This window comes from Acinetobacter sp. AG1, from assembly GCF_001005525.1.
Lineage (GTDB): Bacteria > Pseudomonadota > Gammaproteobacteria > Pseudomonadales > Moraxellaceae > Acinetobacter > Acinetobacter modestus.
Genome location: NZ_LBMZ01000103.1, coordinates 1 through 23,085, shown reverse-complemented (window position 1 = coordinate 23,085; position 23,085 = coordinate 1). Strand labels below are relative to the sequence as shown.

Genomic DNA, 23,085 nt, shown 5'->3' with positions numbered 1-23,085 from the left:
TTCTGAACAGGTATATTCTTAAATACGGAAAAAGGAAATAACTTAATAATGAATATTTTAGTTTTGGGTAGCGGTGGCCGTGAACATGCACTTGCATGGAAAATCGCACAAGATTCAAAAGTAACACAAGTTTTTGTTGCTCCAGGTAATGCAGGCACAGCAACTGAAGATAAGTGTCAAAACGTTGACATCGATATTTTAAATAATCCTGCCATTATCGAATTTGCAAAGGCAAATGATGTGGCATTAGTGATTGTTGGTCCTGAAGCACCTTTAGTAAATGGTGTGGTTGATGCAGCACGTGAAGCAGGTTTAAAAATCTGGGGACCGACTCAGTACGCTGCACAGCTTGAAGGTTCTAAAGCATTCGCTAAACATTTCTTAAAACGTCATAACATCCCAACAGCATTTTATGATGTATTTACTGAAGTAAATGCTGCAAAAGCTTATATCGAAAAACATGGCGCACCAATCGTGATCAAAGCGGATGGCTTAGCGGCAGGTAAAGGTGTAATCGTTGCAATGACCAACGAAGAAGCTTTTGCTGCGATAGACGATATGCTTGCAGGCAACAAGTTTGGTGACGCTGGTTCACGTGTTGTAATTGAACAATTTCTTGCAGGTGAAGAAGCAAGTTTCATTTGTATGATCGATGGCAACAACATTTTACCTATGGCAACTTCACAAGACCATAAACGTATTTTTGAAGGCGACCAAGGTCCAAATACTGGTGGTATGGGTGCTTACTCTCCTGCTCCAGTGGTTACACCAGAAGTATTTGAACGTGTAATGAATGAAGTCATGCGTCCTACAGTTGATGGTATGGCAGCTGATGGTCATGTTTACACAGGTTTCTTATATGCTGGTTTAATGATTGATGAACAAGGTCAACCACGCGTTATTGAATTTAACTGTCGTTTCGGTGATCCAGAAACACAACCGATTATGATGCGCTTAAAATCATCTTTGGTTGATTTGGTTGAAGCGGGTATTGCTGGTAATTTACCAAGCGAAGCTGAGTGGGATGAACGTAAATCAATCGGTATTGTACTTGCAGCTGGAGGCTACCCTGATACTGTACGTAAAGGTGATGTGATTTCTGGTATCGGACAATCTCCTGAAGATACTAAGATCTTCCATGCAGGTACGGCAACGACAGAAGATGGCCATATCATCACAGCTGGTGGTCGCGTTCTTTGTGTAACAGCATTAGGTGATACAGTACTTGAAGCACAGATCAATGCTTTAGAAGTATGTGGTCAAGTGACATTTACAGGTATGCAATATCGTAGCGATATTGGTTACCGTGCGATTGCACGTGAACAAGCTGAATAAGCCTTATAACGATGAAAGGAAGCCTTCTTCGGAAGGCTTTTTTATTCACAAATAGTGCATAAATCAAGCATCTATATTCATTATATAAATAAAAAATTCAGAAAAATATATATTCAATTTAAAGTAAACTATTTGCAATCTGTATTCAGAAAAATTCATAAAACTATCATTCATTTATATTTACTTAGAACATAATTTTTCTTAAATAATCATACCGTTAGACTTTGAAGTATCTAGCACAACTACTATAACAAGATCTAAATTATTGGTATGATTGGTAAATTAATAGATGAATTGTTAACTATAGTTAAGATTCTTTTTGATCATTATCATATATTTAGAATATTAATTTTAAATTGTGACATTTCATCTACTTCAAGATTTAGCGTAAGAATAATTTGATTGGCTCTTCTTCTTAGTCTAGTAGCATTAGAGTAGAACATGAACAATCATCTATTTTTCAATGTTGTAAAACGTCTTAGATTCAAAATCTAAAATAATTTTGAATGATGATGCCAATTTACAACATACAAAACCATTGCGATTCCTGATGCTAGAGGAATGAAGATTTTCTCGGCATTGTTCCGACTAGGATTTATACATGAAAAAGCTGATCAGCCTTTTTTTAAGTGTATCGGTGTTATTACTTGCAGCATGCAGTAAACAGCCTGATACCGCATCTACTGAGCAAAAAGCGAATGCTGGTGGATTACAAACTGTTGTTATGGCATCTACTGGCTCAGATGCTGATATTTGGCGTTATATTGCAACTTTACCTGAAACCAAAGCCGCAGGTATTAAACTTGAAGTCAAAAACTTCACTGACTATGTTGCCATGAATACAGCTGTTGCTAATAAAGAAGTTGATATTAATGCCTTCCAATCTTACGCTTACCTTGTTGCTTTTAATGCGGCAAATAAAGATAAGATTGCACCTGTTTCAACGACTTATTTAGAACCGATGGGCATTTATTCAAGTAAAGTCAAAAAAGTTGAAGAATTTGCTCAAGGTGCAACCATTGCAATCCCAAATGACGGTGCAAACGAATCACGTGCATTGTTACTTTTACAAAGCGCAGGTTTAATCAAATTAAAAGCTGATTTCGATCCTGTGAAAGGCACACCTGCGGACATTATCGAAAATAGTAAAAAAATCGTAATCAAGCCAATTCAAATGGCGACAGCTGTACGTGTAAAAGACGAAGTTGATGCGATTTTATTAGGTAATACCTTGGCTTTAGAAGGTGGTTTGAACGTTCTTAAAGATGCAATCTATTACGAACCAATTGATCAAAGTACTAAATTAAATGTCAATGTTTTAGCAACTGCTGAATCTCGTAAAGACGATGCAGTACTACAAAAAGTTGGTGCGCTTTATCATACAGAAGCTGTGAAAAAATATGTGCAAGAACATTTTGCAGGTACAAAAGTTGATGTAAACAAACCGACAAGCTATCTCACTGAAGCAAAATCGTAATATAATATTTTCAATGAAACAGGCAAAGATATTTGCCTGTTTTTTCTTTTTTGCTTAGTACTGACGAACATGATCCAATTTAAAAACATTTCGAAACACTATCAATTGAAAGGTCAAACGATCAACGCACTGGATCAAATTAATTTAGAGATCCCAGAAGGCAGCATCTTCGGCATTATTGGTTATAGTGGTGCAGGTAAAAGTACGTTGATCCGTTTGATTAATTTGCTTGAACGCCCGACTCAGGGACAAGTGATTATCAATCAGAAAGACTTTACTGCAATGGATGCGCGTACGCTTCGTCAAGAACGTGCAAATATCGGCATGATCTTTCAACATTTCAATTTACTGCAAACTAAAACAGTATCTGAAAATATTGAAATGCCACTCAAATTATTGGGGCATAACAAAGCTGATCGTGAAAAGCGCTTAGCAGAGCTATTAGATTTCATCGATCTCAAGCATAAGAAAGATGCCTACCCTGATGAACTTTCAGGTGGACAAAAACAACGTGTAGGTATCGCACGCGCGCTTGCAAACCATCCCAAAATTTTACTATGTGATGAAGCAACCTCTGCACTTGACCCCCAGACCACACAATCCGTTTTAGCGCTATTAAAAAAGATTAATAAAGAACAGAAGATTACCATTGTGATGGTCACCCATGAAATGGATGTAATTGAGTCAGTCTGTGACTATGTTGCAGTGATGGAAGCAGGTCATGTGATTGAAACAGGCCCCACCCTCAATATTTTTAGCCAACCTCAGCATTCGACTACAAAGACCTTCATTCAAACAGTTTTGCAACAACAGTTACCAATTAATATCCTCAATAACCTTGAACATAAGCATCATAATAGTATTTATAGTCTGCAATTCTTGGGGACGTCTGCTCAAGAAACAGTAATTCAAGCTGTGATTAAACAATTTGATTTGAGCTTAAATATTCTTTTTGCCAACATGACTGAAATCAATGGCACTGTGATTGGACAGATGTTTATTCAACTTTTGGGTGATTCTGCGACTATTCAAGACGCTATTAAGTTTCTTGAGCAACAAGGCGTGAAAGTTGAACAATCAGGAGTGAGCCAATGAGAGATTTAATCGTACAATGGCTAACTGAAGCTTCCGCGCCGTTTTGGCACAGTTCCCTTTCAATTGATCAATTCGTCACGGCATTACAAGAAACCTTCCAAATGGTGTTCTTCTCTTTGCTTTTTGGTTGTATTTGGGGATTGGTTCAAGGTGTAACTTTAGTTGTCACTCGCACAGGTGGTATCTTACAAAATCGAGCAATCTATTATTTTCTCAACCCAATTGTAAATGCACTACGTTCTTTACCGTTTATCATTTTACTTATTGCAGTCATTCCATTAACTAAATTATTAGTTGGAACTTCGATTGGTACTTGGGCTGCGATTGTTCCCCTCACCATTTACGTAGGTCCGTATTTAGGGCGATTGATTGAAACTTCATTACTTGAAGTGAATGAGGGTATTATTGAATCAGCTCAAGCTATGGGTGCCTCACCTTGGCAGATCATTTTTAAATTTATTATCCCCGAAGCACGTAGCTCATTAATTTTGAATCTGACCACAGGGACGATTTCCTTAATTGGTGCAACTGCAATGGCTGGCGCAGTTGGTGCAGGAGGTATCGGTGATTTAGCTATTTCCTATGGTTATCAACGCTTTGATACCAGTGTTGTTATTTTAACCGTGATTGTACTGCTAATTTTAGTTCAACTCGTTCAATCATTTGGTGATTGGTTAGCAAAATTACGCTAATCACAGCATAAGAGGAAGCTCTCATTTTGAGGGCTTTTTTTGTATCTTTCTACTATTTCAAGGAAAGTAAATTTCATTTGCAGCTTTGAATGTATTGACGTGCAAAGGCACTAAATCATCCAGTTCTTGATACCCACCCGCCAATACAAACAGTAATGGAATTTTCATTTTTTTTGCCATTTCAAAAACCAGGCGATCTCGTTCATATAACAACTCAGTGGTAAACCATTTTGAGCCATATTTATCTAGTTGGTGGCAGTCCATACCAGCTTGATAGATAATTAGATCTGCTTCCCAATGTGAAGCATATTGAAACGCTTCAAAAATTGCTTCGCGATACAAATCAAAATTACCCTGTTTAGGATGAACATAGCGAGTCAAACTACGTTCACCAGCCTTACAACCAAAACGAACTCCAAAAATACTAAAATTAATCAAATTGGTCATCCGATTGGTAAATATTGCTGTGCCATCGCCTCCATGTTGATCACAATCTAAAATAAAAATCCGCTTCTCAGGATTTTGTTTTGCAACCAATGCCAAGCCATTAAAAGTACAATATGCGGCACCAGATTCATAACTCGCATGATGAAAACCTTGTGCAATATTTGCAGCAATCCCTTCTTTCAATGCGATCTCAGCTCCTAAAAGCTGCCCCGCTTGCACCGACAGAATGGCATCCCTTAATTGCTCATTCCAAGGTTTAAAACCCTGAATAGTAGCAAATGCAGATTCTCCCGATAAAAAGGCTTCCACATATTCTGGGTTATGTAGTTTTTTTAATATCTCAGTATCAATTAAACCTGGATCAATTAAATCAACCATTTGATGAGTTCGCAGCACATCAGCGACGGCTGTCAGTTTTTCCATACTGTTGGTATGTGTTCTTGCAAAATAGCGTGGTGCGTAACAAGCTTTTAGCATGGATGCCCTACATAAATTTGATCTTTTGCAATCTCAATCAGTTGACTTAGTTCCGTCGTATCAGGTCTAAATAATCCATTATCTACCTGTTGTTTAAAATGATACCCAAACGCACGTGCACGGTTTTTTGGCGAAACAGCCAGTGTCGTTAATCGTAAAAACCAAAAACCATTCATTTGAGCAATTGGGATCACATATCCTTTATATTGTTTATTAGGCTTCTTTTCCAGCGCATCGACTTCATAACTTGCAGAGAAAAGACTTCCTGCAGGTAAGCGCACCCCATTCATCATCAATGGCACGAGACTGATACAGGAGTGATTATCCCCCATATTCAGTTTCTCCATCATAATGGGTAAACCATTATCATCCACAAAAATATTAATTTCACCTTGTCTCAATAAACGATGATGTGCAATTCGCAAGAAAAATTTTTCTGCCATCGGACATGAGCCAACTTTGGGCTTTTCCTCTAGAGAATGACACTCAATCATTTCAATTTGATCAATTGTTTGTGGAAGAATAATATCTGAAAGTAATTGGCAAATTAAAATGCTTTCTTCAAGCTCTGCATATTGATGGATTTTTCTAAGCTTCGCTTGAAAATCAACTTCTTGTTGCAAATTTTGAGTAAATGTATCTTGTGAATTAGAACGTTCTAAATATTGTTGCACATCAATATTAATATCTAAATTACGCCAAGTTTCTAACACTAAACCATATGAAGAACTTTGATTTAAAATGTTTTTCAATCCTTTAACCTCGTAGTCTTCAAAAATACGAAAATCTTGGAATCCCAACATATCACGAGGTTGTGAAACAAATTCAGCTATCACACGAGTGGCTTGAGTATAACCACAACCACGACGCTCTGTTTGATGGCTAAAATGCTCATTCAACATTTCTGTAAGTTTGGAAGACAAAGGATATAAATATTTTTTGAAGATAACGACAATCTCATGATCTACCAAATCAGTCATAATGCTCTCACTTTATTCTTATGATTTATTTTTCATTTCATCTTTAAATGTTTTACTTCGTTAAATATTGTTAAATCTAATTTTTAAACTATGTTAGCTTTAATTAAGTATTTTTCACACCACCAAAGATGAATATAAACCATTAATTTATCAAAATTTTATATCATATTTATAGAAAAATTATAACTTGTCAACTTGAAAAATGCTTCATGATTGAAGCTGTCATAATATGCCCTAAAAAGTCAGCATTCTGTATCAATTCTTACGCAAGCTTTTGCACTCTTATACATTTACACTTAAACTAATTATGATTTGATTATTCAAATACTCAATTCATCAATAACCACATAAATCAGAGATTTAGGATTCGGCCATGCATTATAAAATTCATGCAATTGACGTAAAAAATGCCTTAAAAAACTATATTTGGTTATTAGAAGATACTCATACGCAAGAAGTCGTAGCAATTGATCCAACAGAAGCAGCACTTGTTACCGATTTTTGCGAACAACATCAACTTGAGTTGAAACAAATCTGGTTAACACATTGGCATCGAGATCATACTGATGGCGTACAAGGTCTATTGGCTGACCAAAATTTACCTGTTTTCGGTCCACGTGATGAACTCAGTAAAATTTCTTTTATATCGAACCCGCTGCAACATAACGACCATTTTCACTTTAATGATTTAAAAGTTGAAATTATTGCAACACCAGGGCATACACTAGGTCATATTGTTTATTTTATTGAAGAAATAGACACGCTTTTCTCTGGTGACACATTATTTGCAATGGGCTGTGGACGCCTATTTGAGGGTTCTGCTGAACAAATGTACCACTCATTAAATCGCTTAGCAGCATTGCCAATACAAACCAAAGTTTATTGTACACATGAATATACGCTTGCAAATGCTGAGTTTGCATTAACAATTGAACCTCATAATGTTGCGCTACAAGAACGCATAAAAGAAGTCAAAGCATTGAGAGATGCAGAACAAATTACCCTACCAAGTACAATTGAATTAGAGCTTGAAACAAATCCTTTCTTACGCACAGAAAGTGTCGAAGATTTCGCACGGATCAGAGCACTTAAAGATCAGTTCTAATTTTAAAGTTCTACTTTTTAAAGGCTAAAATTTAGTTTTTAAAAAGTAGAAAGTGAAATCATTTTTTACATTTATTTTGGATCAAAATCCAATCCGAGAAAAAACAATACAAATAAATAAAATCAATTATTTAAATAATTTTATCAGATAAAATTTAAGTTTAATTTCGGTTTCAATTAATCTAATTTTACATTAGTTACATGAAGAAAAATAAATATATGCAATCCCCCTTTAAAATTTTTTAGGTCACCCTTATTAATAAATACAAGTTAAAAGGAGTTCTGGAATGAAAAACAGAGTTGTGAAAGCAAAAAATTTATTGGCTTTTCGTATTTGGTTAGAAAAATTAGGATATTCAGTAAAAAGTTTAGCCGACAATAAAGGTTTTACCTTTAGTTTTAAAAAAGAATACGGTTTGGTCACGTGTGACTTATCTGGAAATGCCTTAGCCATGCAGCTTGGCGAAGAATTTGAAGATCATTTAAAAGCTTAATGCGATTCTTTTGTGCATACATAAGGATTTCAAAGGGATTTGGAATCCTTGATCGTTCATTCAAAAAATTTAATCACTTATCGCAATCTAATTCTTCATTTTATAGTCATCTCAAACAAAATAACATTGGAACTAAAGTCATTTCCAAGTATTATAATGCCCAGTCGAGGGATGCTGCGACGATTGATTAGCACTAAAAATCAATTTGCCAGGCTCGACGATCGGTTAGACACTCGTGCTAACCAACAACGGCATCCGCGAACAGAATGATCCATACTATTTTTCTAGGAGATCCTGATGAACGCGGTTACTGCTTCATTTACAGATTATAAAGTCGCTGATATTTCTCTTGCTGACTACGGCCGTAAAGAAATCAAACTTGCTGAAGCAGAAATGCCAGCTTTGATTGGTTTACGTAAGCGTTATTCGGCTGAAAAACCACTTGCTGGTGCAAAAATTTTGGGTTGTATTCATATGACAATCCAAACTGCAGTTTTAATCGAAACACTCGTAGAACTTGGCGCCGAAGTTCGTTGGACATCATGTAACATCTTCTCTACTCAAGATCACGCTGCTGCTGCTATCGCTGCTGCGGGTATTCCTGTGTTTGCTTGGAAAGGCGAAACTGAAGAAGAATACATGTGGTGTCTTGAACAACAAATCAATGTAAATGGCACCCCTTGGGATGCCAACATGATTCTTGATGATGGTGGTGATTTAACACTACTTGTTCACGAAAAATACCCTGAAGTGATTGCAAAAATCCACGGTGTAACTGAAGAAACAACAACAGGTGTTCAACGTCTGTATGAAATGTTACGTGATGGTACTTTAAAAGTTCCTGCAATCAACGTAAATGATTCCGTAACGAAATCTAAAAACGACAACAAATATGGTTGCCGCCATTCTCTAAATGATGCGATCAAACGTGGTACAGATATGTTGTTATCTGGTCGTCGTGCACTTGTGATCGGTTACGGTGACGTAGGTAAAGGTTCTGCACAATCACTTCGTCAAGAAGGCATGATTGTACGTGTAACTGAAGTAGATCCAATCTGTGCAATGCAAGCATGCATGGACGGTTACGAAGTTGTATCTCCATACAAAAATGGTGTTCAAACAGGCAAGAAAGAAGACATCAACCTTGATCTTCTTCAAAGCACTGACCTTATCGTAACTACAACGGGTAACTACCACGTTTGTGATTCAGCAATGCTTGATTCATTAAAAGCAGGTGCAGTAGTGTGTAACATCGGTCACTTTGATACTGAAATCGACACTGCTTACCTCCGTGGTTACAAATGGGTTGAAGTTAAGCCTCAAGTTCACCAAGTGTATCGTTCAGAAAATGAAAATGATTACTTAATCCTTCTTTCTGAAGGGCGTTTAGTGAATCTTGGTAATGCAACAGGTCACCCATCACGTATTATGGATGGTTCTTTTGCTAATCAGGTATTGGGTCAAATGCACTTGTTCGGTGAGAAATTTGCTGATCTTCCTGAAGATCAAAAAGCTGAGAAAATCCGTGTAGAACTGATTCCTAAGAAATTAGATGAAGAAGTTGCTGCTGCCATGGTGCTTGGCTTTGGTGGTGTATTAACCCAGTTAACGCAAGTACAAGCAGATTACCTCGGTGTTTCTGTGGAAGGTCCATTCAAATCTGACGCTTATAAATACTAAGAAAATCAGGGCAGACGTTTACGGACTGCCCTTTTTTCTAAAATAATGTCTAAGCGATTAAAAAAGGATTTGAAATGACGAAACGTGTTCCTATTTCTTTTGAATTTTTCCCGCCAAAAACAGATGCTGGCGCTGAAAAGTTACGTATCGTTCACCAAGAACTACAGCTATTAAACCCAGAGTTTTTCTCAATTACTTATGGTGCTGGTGGTTCTACTCGTGAGCGCACTTTAGCAGCCATTAATGATTTTAATGGCAAAGGCACGCCCGTCGCCCCTCACCTTTCTTGTATTGGTGATGATAAAGCTCGTATTGCTGAGCTCTTAGATTTATATAAATCACAAGGGATTGACCGCATCGTAGCATTGCGTGGTGATTTACCTTCAGGTCAAGTTGGCCTTGGCGAATTGCCTTACGCTCAAGATCTTGTTCGCTTTATCCGTGAACATTCAGGCGATCACTTCCATATTGAAGTGGCTGCGTATCCTGAAATGCACCCTCAAGCCGATACATTTGATGGTGACATCCAACGTTTTGTTGAAAAAGTGAATGCAGGCGCGAACGCAGGTATTACCCAATTTTTCTTTAATCCAGATGCTTATTTCTATTTCATCGAACGTATTGCCAAAGCTGGTGTGGATATTCCCGTTGCGCCTGGCATCATGCCAATTACTAATGCAAGCAATTTAATTCGCTTTGCGGATGGAACTGGTGCAGAAATTCCACGTTGGATTCGCAAACAACTTGCTGCTTATGGTGATGATAGTGAAAGTATTAAAGCCTTCGGCCATGAAGTGATTGTTAAACTTTGCGAACGTTTAATTGCTGGCGGAGCACCGACCTTACACTTTTATTCAATGAATCAAACAGAGCCAACTCGACAACTCGTTGTTGATCTTGGTTTAAACTAATTTGTACGAGCCTTACCCAGCATGAACCGTTTTTATATCGAAACAGAATTAAATACTGGCAATACGATTGAATTAACAGAATCGGTGTTTCATCACTGGGTACGAGTGCTTCGTGCAAAAGAGCAAGATCAAGCCATCTTTTTCAATGGAAAAGGTGGTGAATATATCGTAACCCTTACTGAAATTAATAAGAAAAATGCTTTTGTTTCTATTGATCAGTTTAACTCTATAGATCGAACAGCACCTGTTAAAGTAATTTTAGGCCAAGTCATGAGCAAAGGCGATCGTATGGATTATGCGATTCAAAAAGCCACTGAACTTGGTGTCACAACTATTCAATTATTGACTAGTGAACGTTGTGAAATGCGGTTAAGATATGAACGTGATCAAAAGAAATTAGATCATTGGCAGTCAATTGCGATTGCTGCGTGTGAACAATGTGGAATGAACAAAGTTCCAAATGTTCTAGCACCAATTAGTTTAACCGATTGGGTAAAATCGGCACAGCTACCACAATCACGTTTTGTGTTAGCGCCAAACAAAGACCAAGAAAATGTAGTACTAAATAGTCAGCCTGATTTAGCCCTACTGATTGGTCCAGAAGGTGGTTTAAGTGAAGCAGAAATTGATGCTGCTAACCAAAATCATTTTCAAAACTGGTGTATTGGAGATCGTGTTTTAAGGACTGAAACCGCTCCAGTTGTAGCTTTATCAATTTTAAATTATCACTTTTCAACCAAATAAAGTATTTGCATTGCTTTCCATCTGGTTTAACGGTAATTTAAAATAAAACTATATCGTGTTTACAAAAAATAATGATTGTACGCATAGATAAATAATGAAAAGGACTATTCTTTGTATGCTCGGGGTTCATGAAAAAAATTTGCCACAATTTGTTTATACGGATCAAATTAACTATACGAATCATGTACGTCTATTTATATTGAGTGTGTTTTGCATTTCTCTCTTAGATTATGTTTTATTTGGATTTTTTTATTCTTTTAGTGCAAATATTTTTACGACCTGGATTAGTATTTGCCTGAGCATTTTATTTTGCTTTTATTGTATTTGTCATTTTTCAATAAAACATTATTCATCTGTTAGGTTTGCACATAAGACAAATATCGCCTTTCAAATTATTTGCTTTTTCACAGGATTATTACTGGGTATCAGTACGATTATCATCAATTATTTTTTGATCAAAGATGTACCAAATTTATCTGGTTCCCATATTTTAACTTTAACAGCACTACTACTCACCTCCTCACATATTATTGCCCTGACCTTTCTTACCCAACACGTTAAATATTTCTTTTTATTTTTTATTCCAAGTATTACCCCATTAGTTTTTTCTCAAATTTTACATCGCGACCAAGAACATACGCTTTTTTATCTTGCTTATTATTCATCTTTCTTTGCGACACTTTTATGTGCACAAGCAACTTTTAAAATTCACCAACGCTTATACCAAGTTTTAGAAAAAAATAAACAATTGGTCGATGTGGCTGAACAACACAATCAATGGACCGAAGAACTTTGCCAACAATTACAACGTGAAGTGAATAAATCGAAAGATATTGAAGCTCAATTACAATTTAACAATCATTTATTAGAACAGAAAGTTCGCGAGCGTACTTTTGATTTAACAGAAATCAATAATAGTTTGCAGGAACATCGTCAAAATTTAGCTTTTGCACATGAAACTGCGGGTATTCGACCTTGGGAATGGAATTTAGAAAATAATACTGTTGGGATTACCAATTCTCATCGTAAAGAAGTTACACGTGATTCTGAGAATCACTATTCCTTGCTGCATAAAATCGTACATCCTGATGATGTTGAACGTGTTAAAAATACACTTTACAAACATCTATGCGGCCAAACTAAACGTTACGAAGAAACTTTCCGCATTAAACGACCGAGTGGTGAATGGGTTTGGATTCATGATGTTGGTCAAGTGATTTTAAGAAATCCAAAAGATGAGACTCCCCTACGCATGGTCGGTATTCATCGTGATATTAACCAAGAAAAGAAAGATCAAGAACGGTTAAAATTAGCAGCGAGTGTATTCGAACAAGCTTCAGAAGGTATCTTCATTCTAGATGATAGCTTCCACTATCTTGAAGTTAATCCTAAATATGAACAATTAACGGGTTTAGATAAACAGTTCATATTAGAAAAACAACTTTTTGAGATTACAAAACAAAATAAACAGCATCATCATAATTTTCATCTGTCTATCCTTGATACTTTGCACGAAGAACATGAGTACGAAGGTGAGTTTCAGGAAACTTATCTTTCTGAAAAATCATGTTTCCTTTGGATTCATATCAATGCTGTAAAAGATGAATCAGATCGAGTAATTAATTATATCGGGATTGTCTCTGACCAAACTGAACGTAAACATCAAGAGCAACGTTTATCATATTTAACCAATTACGATACCCTGACCGATCTGCCTAATCGCTTCTATTATCACCAGCAACTGCATCAATATTTGGTCAATGAAGCTTCGATACAGAATTTAGCAGTTATCCGACTCAATATTGACCGTTTCCGTGCCTTGAATGAGTTACTCAGCAATCAAGCGGGTAATGAACTTTTGAAGCAAGTGGCACAACGTTTACGTATCAGTAATATTGATGCACTTTTAGTCTCACATTTAAGTGCAGACGATTTTGCAATTATTTATGAAATGTCACCGTTACATCCGCCAATTAATCAGTTATGCAGTAACATTGTTGAAGCTTTTAGCAAACCGTTTTATATCGCTAATCAAGAGTATGTGGTCAGTATTTCGATTGGAGTTGCGATTTACCCTGAACACGGGCGTCAAGTCGATAACTTAAATACCCATGCCGAGCAAGCATTAACAGAAGCCAAACGCTTAGGTGGAAATACAATCCGTTATTATTCTAGTGAGCGAACCAACTTCGTAGTTAAGCATACTGATTTAGAGCTTGATTTGAGAAAGGCGATTCAAAACAATGAACTAGTTGTTTATTATCAGCCAAAAATCACTGCTCAGAATTGTCAAATTAATGGATTTGAAGCACTCATTCGTTGGAAACATCCAACGAAAGGTCTAATAATGCCCGATATTTTCATTCCTTTAGCAGAAAGTACCAGTCTAATTTCTGATATTGGACGATTTGTCTTGTATGAGGCAGCGAAACAGTTACAAGAATGGCAAAAACTAGGTTTTACTAACATCCATATTGCTGTAAACATTGTTGCTCAACAAATTTTGCGTGGTCAGTTATTGCATGATATTGATGCTGTACTCGATCAATACTCTATTATAGGTGAAAATTTAGAGTTAGAAATTACCGAATCAGCATTTTTAGAAAATACTGAAAGTGTTAAAACAATTTTGTGCGCATTGAAAGAACGTAATATTTCAATTGCACTGGATGACTTTGGTACAGGCTATTCTTCTCTGGCTTATTTAACTGAATATCCAATTGATATTTTAAAGATTGATCGTGCATTTATTTCGAGAATTGGTAACGCAAAACAAGATGCGATTGTTAATGCCATGATCGCGATGGGTAAAACAATTGGCTTAAAAGTTGTCGCTGAAGGCGTTGAAACAGAACAGCAATGTGAATATTTGAAACGACAAAACTGTGACATATTACAGGGTTACTTATTTGCCAAACCCTTAACTGCAGTACATGCAACTGAATACTTACAGCAACATATGCGTCTAGCAATTGCAAGATATTCCATTTAAAACCATATTTTGAGCTTTTTGGCAGTTTAATTTACGCCCAATATAAATTGTCAATAAGCCTATACGTTCAGTGAAAATAAGCTTTTTTGACTGGGCGAAAACATGAACTAGTGCTATATTCTTGTGCACTTATCTTAATATAATCATCAGCCATGTATATGCCTGATTATTATCGGAACAATCGAGACTCAGATGGACGATCAATCTTTAAAAGAAGCCGCTTTGTATTACCATGAATTTCCTACACCTGGAAAAATCAGCGTGACACCGAGCAAGCAACTCGTAAACCAACGAGACTTAGCGCTTGCGTATTCTCCTGGTGTTGCTGCTCCATGTCTGGAAATTGAACGTGACCCTTCTGCTGCTGCAAAATATACAGCACGTGGAAATTTGGTTGCCGTCGTGAGTAATGGTACAGCCGTGCTTGGTTTAGGAAACATTGGTCCTCTTGCTTCTAAGCCTGTTATGGAAGGTAAAGGCGTTCTATTCAAGAAGTTTGCTGGTGTTGATGTATTTGATATTGAAATTGCGGAAAATGATCCAGACAAAATCGTTGATATTGTTGCTTCATTAGAACCAACTTTTGGTGGTATCAATCTAGAAGATATCAAAGCACCAGAATGTTTCTATATCGAGAAGAAACTTCGTGAACGCATGAAAATTCCTGTGTTCCATGATGACCAACATGGTACAAGTATTATCGTAGGTTCAGCATTATTGAATGCTTTACAACTCGTTAATAAAAAAATTGATGAAATTAAAATCGTTGCATCAGGCGCTGGTGCTGCCGCATTATCATGTTTAGATTTACTTTGTGCATTAGGCGTAAATAAATCGAATATTATTGTAGCTGATTCTCGTGGTCTTCTAACAACTTCACGTGAAGGACTTGATGAATCTAAAAAACGTTATGTTCAAGATATTTCAGCGACTCAATTACATGAAGTAATGGCTGGCGCAGATATGTTCTTGGGTCTTTCTGCAGCAGGAATTTTAACCAAAGAAATGGTTAAAGAAATGGCTGAAAACCCAATTATTTTTGCACTTGCAAACCCAGATCCAGAAATCTTACCTGAACATGCGCACGAAGTTCGCCCAGACGTGATTATGGCAACTGGTCGTTCAGACTATCCAAACCAAGTAAACAATGCGCTTTGTTTCCCATATATTTTCCGTGGTGCACTCGATGTCGGTGCTACAACGATCAACGAAGATATGAAAATTGCTTGTGTACATGCGATTGCACGTATGGCACATGTTGAAGCAGATGCTGCGACTTACGGTGAAAAATCTGCATCATTCGGTCGTGATTACTTGATCCCTCGCCCTCTAGACCAACGCTTGATTTTAGAAATCGCGCCTGCGGTTGCTAAAGCTGCAATGGATTCTGGTGTCGCGACACGTCCAATTGAAGATTTCTCTGTATATCGTCAAAGACTTTCTGAGTTTGTATATAACTCAGCATTCTTAATGAAACCGATTTTCTCACAAGCGAAAACTGATCCTAAGCGTATTGCATATGCCGAAGGTGAAGATCAACGCGTATTACGTGCGGTTCAAATTGTTGTAGATGAAGGTCTAGCTAAACCAATTCTTGTTGGTCGTACAGCCGTTATTGAAGACAATATCAGAAAACTCGGTTTACGCTTACAGCACGGTGTTAATATTGAAATCGTCGATCAAGAAAAAAATCCTTTATATGATGATTTCTGGAAAGACTACTACAATACAATGCAACGTAAAGGCGTAACTGTTGAATATGCACAACGTGAAGCACGTCGTCGTTCAACCTTAATCGCCGCATTGCTAGTTAAATTTGGCAAAGCTGATGGTATGTTATGTGGTACTTATGCGAGCTACGATATCCATTTAGATTTCGTTAAAAACGTGATCGGTTTAAAAGAAGGTCGTAGTACATTCTTTACACTCAATGCATTAATGCTTGAAGATCGTAACTTGTTTATTGCCGATACCTATGTAAATACCAATCCAACTGCTGAACAACTTGCAGAGATGACTATTTTAGCAGCTGAAGAAGTGCGTCGTTTTGGTATGACTCCTCGTGTCGCTTTACTGTCTCACTCAAGTTTTGGAAGTGATCAAGTTGATCCAAGTGCTCAGAAAATGCGTGAAGTTTATCGTTTACTTTCTGAACAAGCGCCTGAACTTGAAGTTGAAGGTGAAATGCATGGTGATGCTGCTTTAGATGATAATATTCGTCATTTTGCATTCCCAAATTCACGCTTTAAAGGTTCAGCAAACTTGTTGATTATGCCGAATTTAGATTCTGCAAATATTTCATTCAATTTGTTAAAAGCAACATCTGGTAATAATGTAACGATTGGTCCAATCTTATTAGGCGCAGCAAAGCCAGTTCATATTTTAACACCGACAGCAACTACCCGCCGTCTAGTGAATATGACAGCTTTAACTGTTGCTGAAATTCAGCAAAGCCAAAACTGATACAGTTTAAGCATAGCTTTTAACATTAAAAGCTATGCTTAGTGCTTGAGAAAACCTCTATTCTGTAGCATGATTGTGTGAAGAATAGAGGTTTTTTATGCAAGTTTATTTAGTAGGCGGTGCTGTTCGAGATCATTTACTCGGTCACCCCTATCACGAAAAAGATTATGTTGTGGTTGGAGCAACACCTGAACAATTATTATCTGAAGGCTACCAACCCGTTGGAAAGGATTTTCCTGTATTTCTTCATCCAAAAACAAAAGAAGAATATGCACTAGCACGTACTGAAAGAAAATCAGGCATTGGCTATCATGGATTTCAATTTTTTACTGATACCACTGTTAAATTAGAAGAAGATTTAATTCGCCGTGACTTAACAATTAATGCAATGGCAATGGATGAAACTGGGCAAGTTTATGATCCATATGGTGGTCAAAAAGATCTTGATCAGAAAATCCTACGCCATGTTTCAGATGCATTTACAGAAGACCCCTTACGTGTGCTACGTGTTGCTCGCTTCGCTGCTCGTTATGCTAGTTATGGATTTGAAATTGCAGAAGAAACTTTGCAATTAATGAAAAGGATTGCCAATTCAGGGGAACTCAATGCTTTAACACCTGAACGTGTATGGAAAGAAACTTCTCGTGCATTGATGGAAGATCATGCCGATATCTATTTTCAAACATTAAGAGATTGTGATGCGCTAAAAGTACTGTTTCCTGAGATAGATGCGTTATTTGGTATTCCACAACGCCCAGAGTACCATCCTGAAATAGATTGTGGTGTACACACCTTAATGGCACTAAAACAAGCCTGTCAGGCCAACTATGGACTAGATGTACGTTTTGCTGTTTTGGTGCATGATTTAGGGAAAGCACTTACCCCAACTGAGGAATTACCACGGCATATCATGCATGAGGAACGTGGATTAGAACCCGTTACAAACGTATGTGAACGCTTGAAAGTTCCCACACATCTTAAAAATTTAGCTTTAATTGTTTGCAAAGAACATCTGAAATGCCATCAAATCAAGAATTTGAAACCTGGTACTGTATGGCGTTTACTACAGCGCTTGGATGTTTTACGAAAACCAGAAAAAGTCATTGCTTTTGTGCAGGCTTGTGAATGCGATGCTAAAGGTCGATTAGGTTTAGAAGATCGCCCTTACCCACAAGCACAGTATATTTTGGATGCCATGGAGATTGTTCGGAATATTAGAGCACAGGATTTACCAGAACATGTTCAAGGTGCAGAAATTGGCGAAATGCTCATTCAGTATCGAATTGAAGCATTGGCAAAACTTAAAGAAACACATGAGGAATAATTTTAAAAAATTAACACAAATAAAAACCCAGTCATAATGACTGGGTTTTTTTAACTTTTACTGATTCAATAAAAATTATTGAGCAGCAGCAGCTTGAGCAGCAGCAACTTCGTCAGCAAAGCTCATTTCAGCTTTCTTCTCAATACCTTCACCTACTTCGAAGCGAACGAATTGAGCTACAACCGTACCAGTTGCTTTTAATACGTCAGCAACTTTCTTGTCGTTATCAATAACATACATTTGACGATCAAGTGCAACTTCGTTCAAGTATTTCTCAACTGAACCAGTTACCATTTTCTCAACGATGTTTGCAGGCTTACCTGATTCTAATGCTTTCGCTTCAGCAATTTCTTTCTCTTTAGCGATCAAGTCAGCAGAAACAGATTCAGCATTTACTGCAACTGGGTTGAACGCAGCAACGTGCATTGCAATACCTTTACCAGTGTCAGCATCACCTGTGTAAGAAACAACAACACCGATTTTTAAACCGTGCTTATAAACAGCCAAGTTTTCGCCTTCAACGATTTGAGCACGACGAACTTGAATGTTTTCACCAATTTTTTGAACAAGTGCAACACGAGCTTCTTCTACAGTTGCGCCATCTTCAAGCTTAAGTTCAGCAATTTTTGCAGCATCAGTTTCATTTGCAGCAAGTGCAGCAGCAGCAACTTTATCAGAGAAGTTTTTGAAGTTTTCGTCTTTAGCAACGAAGTCAGTTTGACAGTTAACTTCAACAAGAATTGCTTTATTACCGTTTTGGATGATAGTGATCGCACCATCAGCAGCAATGTTACCTGCTTTTTTAGCAGCTTTTGCTTGACCTGATTTACGAAGGTTATCAATCGCAAGTTCAATGTCACCACCTGCTTCTGTTAATGCTTTTTTGCATTCCATCATTGCAAGACCAGTACGGTCACGTAATTCTTTTACCATGCTTGCAGTAATTGCAGTCATGTTGATCTCCTAAAATCGGTAGAAAATAAATCTGTTCAACAAAAACGGCCCAAAGAAACTCTGGACCGTTTGCAATCTCGACGCTTAATTTGCCACCATTACATGTCGCAAAAATGACAAGCTTGCGTCAAACCGCATTAAGCCTCAGAAGCGTCTTTTGCAGCGTCATCGCCTTTAGCTTGTGCATTCGCTTGTGATTGAGCATATTCTTTACCAGCAAGAATTGCATTTGCCATAGCTGATGCATATAAAGTTACTGCACGGATCGCATCGTCATTACCAGGAATAACATAATCAACGTTATCTGGGTTAGAGTTTGTATCAACGATACCGATTACAGGAATACCTAAGTTTTTCGCTTCTTTGATTGCAATCGCTTCGTGATCAACGTCGATTACAAATAATGCGTCAGGTAAACCACCCATGTTTTTAACGCCGCCTAAAGCACGTTCAAGTTTTTCCATCTCACGAGTACGCTCTAAAGCTTCACGTTTAGTAAGCTTAGCAAAAGTACCATCTTGAGATTGAGTTTGAAGATCTTTTAAACGGTTGATAGATTGGCGAAGTGTTTTCCAGTTCGTCAACATACCACCTAACCAACGGTGATCTACATAAGGTTGACCAGCACGTTGAGCTTGTTCACGGATGATGTTAGAAGCAGCACGTTTAGTACCAACGAACAATACTTTGTTCTTTTTGCTTGCAAGATTGTTAACAAAGTTCAAAGCATCATTTAACGCAGGAACAGTGTGCTCAAGGTTGATGATGTGAATTTTGTTACGCGCGCCGAAAATATATTGACGCATTTTTGGGTTCCAAAAACGAGTTTGGTGACCAAAGTGTGCGCCTGCTTGAAGAAGGTCGCGCATGCTTACGTTGTAATCTGCCATTTTCTTTACCTTAAAGTTTGGGTTAGGCCTCCATATATCCGCATTCTCCACCTATTGCTAGGCACCCAGAGTAATGTGTCGATATATGTGCGGATTTTTGATAACTATTCATCAGTTTTTCGCACAACTTTTATAAGCAAAATTGTCACGAAAAGCATTTGATAAAATAGGCGGCTATTTATACCATAGACGCTTGCAAATTACCAAAAGTTTTTAGAGATCATGAACACGACTTATACAGCTCCTCGTCGATTAATCAAAACGCCCGAAGAAATTGAAAAGATGCGTGTTGCAGGAAAACTGGCGGCTGAAATTTTAGACATGATTAAGCCGTATATTAAAGCAGGCGTAAATACCCTAGAACTTGATACAATTTGTCGTAATCACATTGAAAATGTACAACAAGCAATTCCAGCATGTGTTGGTTATGGCGCTGCACCTGGCCGTCCAGCATTTCAACATTCAATTTGTACTTCGGTTAACCATGTCGTTTGTCATGGTATCCCCTCTGAAAGTAAAGTTTTAAAAAATGGTGATATTCTCAATATTGATGTCACTGTCATTAAAGATGGTTATCACGGCGATACCAACATGATGTATATCGTCGGTGGAGAGACTTCTATTCTTGCGAATCGTCTCTGCCAAGTTGCACAAGAAGCCATGTATCGTGGTATGGCCACGGTTAAACACGGCTCATATCTTGGCGATATTGGGCATGCAATCCAACAATATGTTGAGTCTGAACGTTTTAGCGTTGTACGTGAATATTGTGGTCATGGTATTGGCAATGTCTTCCATGATGAACCACAAGTTTTACACTATGGTCAGAAAGGTACGGGTATGCGCTTAGAAGCAGGCATGACGTTTACGATTGAACCAATGGTCAATGCAGGGGTTTGGCAAACAAAACTTTTAGGTGACAAATGGACTGTCGTTACTAAAGACCACAAACTTTCAGCTCAGTATGAACATACCATTTTGGTAACAGAAACAGGCATCGAAGTACTTACTGCTCGTCCTGAAGAAGATTTATCTCGTTTTATGTAATTTATTTCGTTAAAGAAAAGCTACTTCGGTAGCTTTTTTTAATATCCATAATTTCTTCATTAATTCATCTAAATCAAACAAAAGTCTTCATAAGCATAACAATTATAAATTTTAACTAAACAAACCATTTAGTAAAAAACGTTATTTTTATCAAAATAAAAAGTTCCTTATAAATCGGACATGGAGTCCTCACTATGAAAAAACGCATGCTATGCATTGCAGTAGGAATTGCTGCAACCCTACCCACTATTAGTTTTGCGGAGTCACCTTATTTTAGTTTAAAAGATGGAGATGGTTTCAAACGTTTCTCTCTTTCAGCTGGTTGGTTACATGCCATGCCACAAGGTAAACCAAATGGTGTAAACATTAATACCAGTGTGAAGAAGGGAGATTATGCAGTTGGCGATGTTCAACTCGACACTGTGACTAATGCAATTGCCAATACCAAAGAGGGTGCAGCCCAAAAAGAAAAGCTATTAGGTGTCGCCAAACTTGGCACAACTCTAGGCTTAATTGAAAATGGAACATTAACTTCAAACATGAGCGGTAAAGCTAATATTAATAGTTTAGAAAGTTGGAATAGCGCAGACGCAGGACTTAAAGCTGATAATGTTGATACTTTAGGGATCATGGCTAATTATTTCTTTACAGATAACATTTCATTAGAGTTTAAAGCAGGTATCCCTCCTAAAGTTGATATTAAAGGACAAGGACAAATTAATGCCCCTGTACTTGGTATTGCGACACCAGAAGGTAAGCTAGATACACCGATTATTGGTGGAATTGCCAATGGCTTAATTAATGGCATTGGTGGTATTCCTTTGGATACACAAATCCCAATAACTAATTTAGCTCAATCTAAAAAAGCAGCATCAGCTACGGCGTGGTTACCTGCTGCTGAACTACATTATCAGTTTGGTAAATCTGGTGTAAATAAATTTAGACCCTATATCGGTGTTGGTGTGATGTATGCACATTTTACCAATGTAAAACTTGATTCTGGTATTAATCAAGATCTAGTGGCCGCAGGTCATATGGTTCAAAATGTTCTTGATGGTAAAGCAGGGGCAGCTTTGGAAGGAAAAACTTCTTCAGCTGCCCCTAGTGTTAAAGTAAAAGCAGATGATGCTTGGGCACCAATGGCAACACTCGGAGCTACTTATGACTTCAATGACCGCTGGTTTGGAGTAGGTTCAGTCACTTACGCACCAATGAGTGGTGATGCTAAAATTACTGTAGTTAACAACAATACAGGCAAAGAATTGATCAGAGCAAATACAAAAATTGATATTGACCCTCTGATTACTTATGTCGGTGTTGGCTACCGCTTCTAAACCAAGATCGAGAAAAAACAGCTTCGGCTGTTTTTTTTATTTATCGCCACCTTTTAAATCATCATGCATAAAAAACATGCACCAATTGCAATCATTTTCGAAATAATGAAGAAACATAAATATCAATAAAGCATATGAGATTCATTGATAAATAACACCCATAAATAGAAATAATATTTCTAATATAATTATATATTTATAATTATAGAGTTAATTTTAAATTTTGATCAAATTTATTTTTTGGCACGCCCCTTGCTTAGTAACAAGCATCATGAATCAACGACGATTCATAAAAAATTTGCTGACGGCCAATGAAGTCCGTTCTGTTCGGTTTGTGTATGCAGAAATATTGCATAGCAAAAATATATTTCGTTCAGTTCAGGGGAAGGTTATGTCTTCAAAAATGAATCTAAATGCTAAAAAAGCAACTGAAATAAAATTATTTAGCTTTTCAACGCCTGCCATGCGTGCTTTTCATATGACTTGGCTCGCATTCTTTGTATGTTTCTTCGCTTGGTTTGCTTGTGCACCATTAATGCCAGTCATCAAAGGTGAATTTAATCTAACCAAAGACCAAATCGCAAACATCAATATCGCTGCGGTTGCAATCACAATTCTGATCCGACTCATTGTTGGTCCACTCTG

At 37.3% G+C, this 23,085-nt stretch carries 18 protein-coding genes and 1 pseudogene; 15 read left to right on the top strand and 4 right to left on the bottom strand.

The window, feature by feature from the left end; translation table 11 throughout:
- The first annotated feature begins 48 nt into the window (after positions 1-48).
- The 4 genes from purD (at position 49) to AAV96_RS06365 (ending at position 4,599) form a co-directional block, all read left to right on the top strand.
- Entirely contained in the window at positions 49-1,335 is a 1,287-nt protein-coding gene (gene purD / locus AAV96_RS06380) for a phosphoribosylamine--glycine ligase (RefSeq protein ID WP_046738715.1), read from the top strand.
- Positions 1,336-1,936: 601 nt separating this feature from the next.
- Complete coding sequence (locus tag AAV96_RS06375) at positions 1,937-2,812, top strand: MetQ/NlpA family ABC transporter substrate-binding protein (protein ID WP_004661294.1); 876 nt, start codon at positions 1,937-1,939, stop codon at positions 2,810-2,812.
- Positions 2,813-2,881: 69 nt separating this feature from the next.
- Positions 2,882-3,907, top strand: coding sequence for a methionine ABC transporter ATP-binding protein (locus AAV96_RS06370; RefSeq protein WP_005161062.1), 1,026 nt, complete (start codon positions 2,882-2,884; stop codon positions 3,905-3,907).
- Positions 3,904-4,599, top strand: coding sequence for a methionine ABC transporter permease (locus tag AAV96_RS06365; protein WP_046738714.1), 696 nt, complete (start codon positions 3,904-3,906; stop codon positions 4,597-4,599). Before AAV96_RS06370 ends, AAV96_RS06365 begins: the two co-directional genes overlap by 4 nt.
- A gap of 57 nt (positions 4,600-4,656) precedes the next feature.
- Here AAV96_RS06365 and AAV96_RS06360 read toward each other — a convergent pair whose 3' ends face one another.
- Together AAV96_RS06360 and AAV96_RS06355 are read right to left on the bottom strand one after the other, a co-directional pair.
- Complete coding sequence (locus AAV96_RS06360) at positions 4,657-5,523, bottom strand: histone deacetylase (RefSeq protein ID WP_046738713.1); 867 nt, start codon at positions 5,521-5,523, stop codon at positions 4,657-4,659.
- Positions 5,517-6,503 carry a hypothetical protein gene (locus AAV96_RS06355; protein WP_046738712.1) on the bottom strand — a complete coding sequence of 329 codons (987 nt, stop codon included), beginning with the start codon at positions 6,501-6,503 and terminating at the stop codon, positions 5,517-5,519. Before AAV96_RS06355 ends, AAV96_RS06360 begins: the two co-directional genes overlap by 7 nt.
- Before the next feature lie 373 nt (positions 6,504-6,876).
- Between AAV96_RS06355 and gloB the strand changes: the two genes are divergently transcribed.
- The 8 genes from gloB (at position 6,877) to AAV96_RS06315 (ending at position 18,215) form a co-directional block, all read left to right on the top strand.
- The gene (gene gloB / locus AAV96_RS06350; protein ID WP_046738711.1) at positions 6,877-7,608 is read left to right on the top strand and encodes a hydroxyacylglutathione hydrolase; all 732 of its coding nucleotides are present in this window, start codon (positions 6,877-6,879) and stop codon (positions 7,606-7,608) included.
- A 286-nt stretch (positions 7,609-7,894) separates the two neighbouring features.
- Positions 7,895-8,101, top strand: a complete 207-nt coding sequence (locus tag AAV96_RS06345; RefSeq protein WP_004661287.1) for a hypothetical protein — start codon at positions 7,895-7,897, stop codon at positions 8,099-8,101.
- A gap of 297 nt (positions 8,102-8,398) precedes the next feature.
- Complete coding sequence (ahcY, locus tag AAV96_RS06340) at positions 8,399-9,781, top strand: adenosylhomocysteinase (protein ID WP_046738710.1); 1,383 nt, start codon at positions 8,399-8,401, stop codon at positions 9,779-9,781.
- 74 nt (positions 9,782-9,855) lie between these two features.
- Positions 9,856-10,692 carry a methylenetetrahydrofolate reductase [NAD(P)H] gene (gene metF / locus AAV96_RS06335; RefSeq protein ID WP_004661285.1) on the top strand — a complete coding sequence of 279 codons (837 nt, stop codon included), beginning with the start codon at positions 9,856-9,858 and terminating at the stop codon, positions 10,690-10,692.
- A gap of 21 nt (positions 10,693-10,713) precedes the next feature.
- On the top strand, positions 10,714-11,436 hold the full coding sequence (locus tag AAV96_RS06330; protein WP_005215303.1) for a 16S rRNA (uracil(1498)-N(3))-methyltransferase: 723 nt from the start codon (positions 10,714-10,716) through the stop codon (positions 11,434-11,436).
- Between the two features lie 115 nt (positions 11,437-11,551).
- A complete protein-coding gene (locus AAV96_RS06325; protein ID WP_046738709.1) occupies positions 11,552-14,428 on the top strand; it encodes an EAL domain-containing protein in 2,877 nt (958 codons plus the stop codon).
- Positions 14,429-14,620: 192 nt separating this feature from the next.
- The gene (locus tag AAV96_RS06320) at positions 14,621-16,891 is read left to right on the top strand and encodes an NADP-dependent malic enzyme (RefSeq protein ID WP_004661278.1); all 2,271 of its coding nucleotides are present in this window, start codon (positions 14,621-14,623) and stop codon (positions 16,889-16,891) included.
- 97 nt (positions 16,892-16,988) lie between these two features.
- Positions 16,989-18,215, top strand: coding sequence for a multifunctional CCA addition/repair protein (locus AAV96_RS06315; RefSeq protein ID WP_046738708.1), 1,227 nt, complete (start codon positions 16,989-16,991; stop codon positions 18,213-18,215).
- A 75-nt stretch (positions 18,216-18,290) separates the two neighbouring features.
- On the opposite strand, the gene tsf is transcribed toward AAV96_RS06315, so the two are convergent.
- Positions 18,291-19,169, bottom strand: a complete 879-nt coding sequence (gene tsf, locus AAV96_RS06310; RefSeq protein ID WP_004661274.1) for a translation elongation factor Ts — start codon at positions 19,167-19,169, stop codon at positions 18,291-18,293.
- Positions 19,170-19,306: 137 nt separating this feature from the next.
- A complete protein-coding gene (rpsB, locus tag AAV96_RS06305) occupies positions 19,307-20,059 on the bottom strand; it encodes a 30S ribosomal protein S2 (RefSeq protein ID WP_004661273.1) in 753 nt (250 codons plus the stop codon).
- A gap of 222 nt (positions 20,060-20,281) precedes the next feature.
- Here rpsB and map point away from each other — a divergent pair, with 222 nt between their 5' ends.
- The 3 genes and pseudogenes from map to AAV96_RS06290 all read left to right on the top strand — a co-directional run.
- The gene (gene map, locus AAV96_RS06300) at positions 20,282-21,106 is read left to right on the top strand and encodes a type I methionyl aminopeptidase (protein ID WP_004661270.1); all 825 of its coding nucleotides are present in this window, start codon (positions 20,282-20,284) and stop codon (positions 21,104-21,106) included.
- 194 nt (positions 21,107-21,300) lie between these two features.
- Positions 21,301-22,440: an OmpW/AlkL family protein gene (locus tag AAV96_RS06295; RefSeq protein WP_046738707.1), complete on the top strand. Its 1,140-nt coding sequence runs from the start codon at positions 21,301-21,303 to the stop codon at positions 22,438-22,440.
- A 391-nt stretch (positions 22,441-22,831) separates the two neighbouring features.
- Positions 22,832-23,085, top strand: a pseudogene (locus tag AAV96_RS06290) (MFS transporter); the annotation flags it as partial.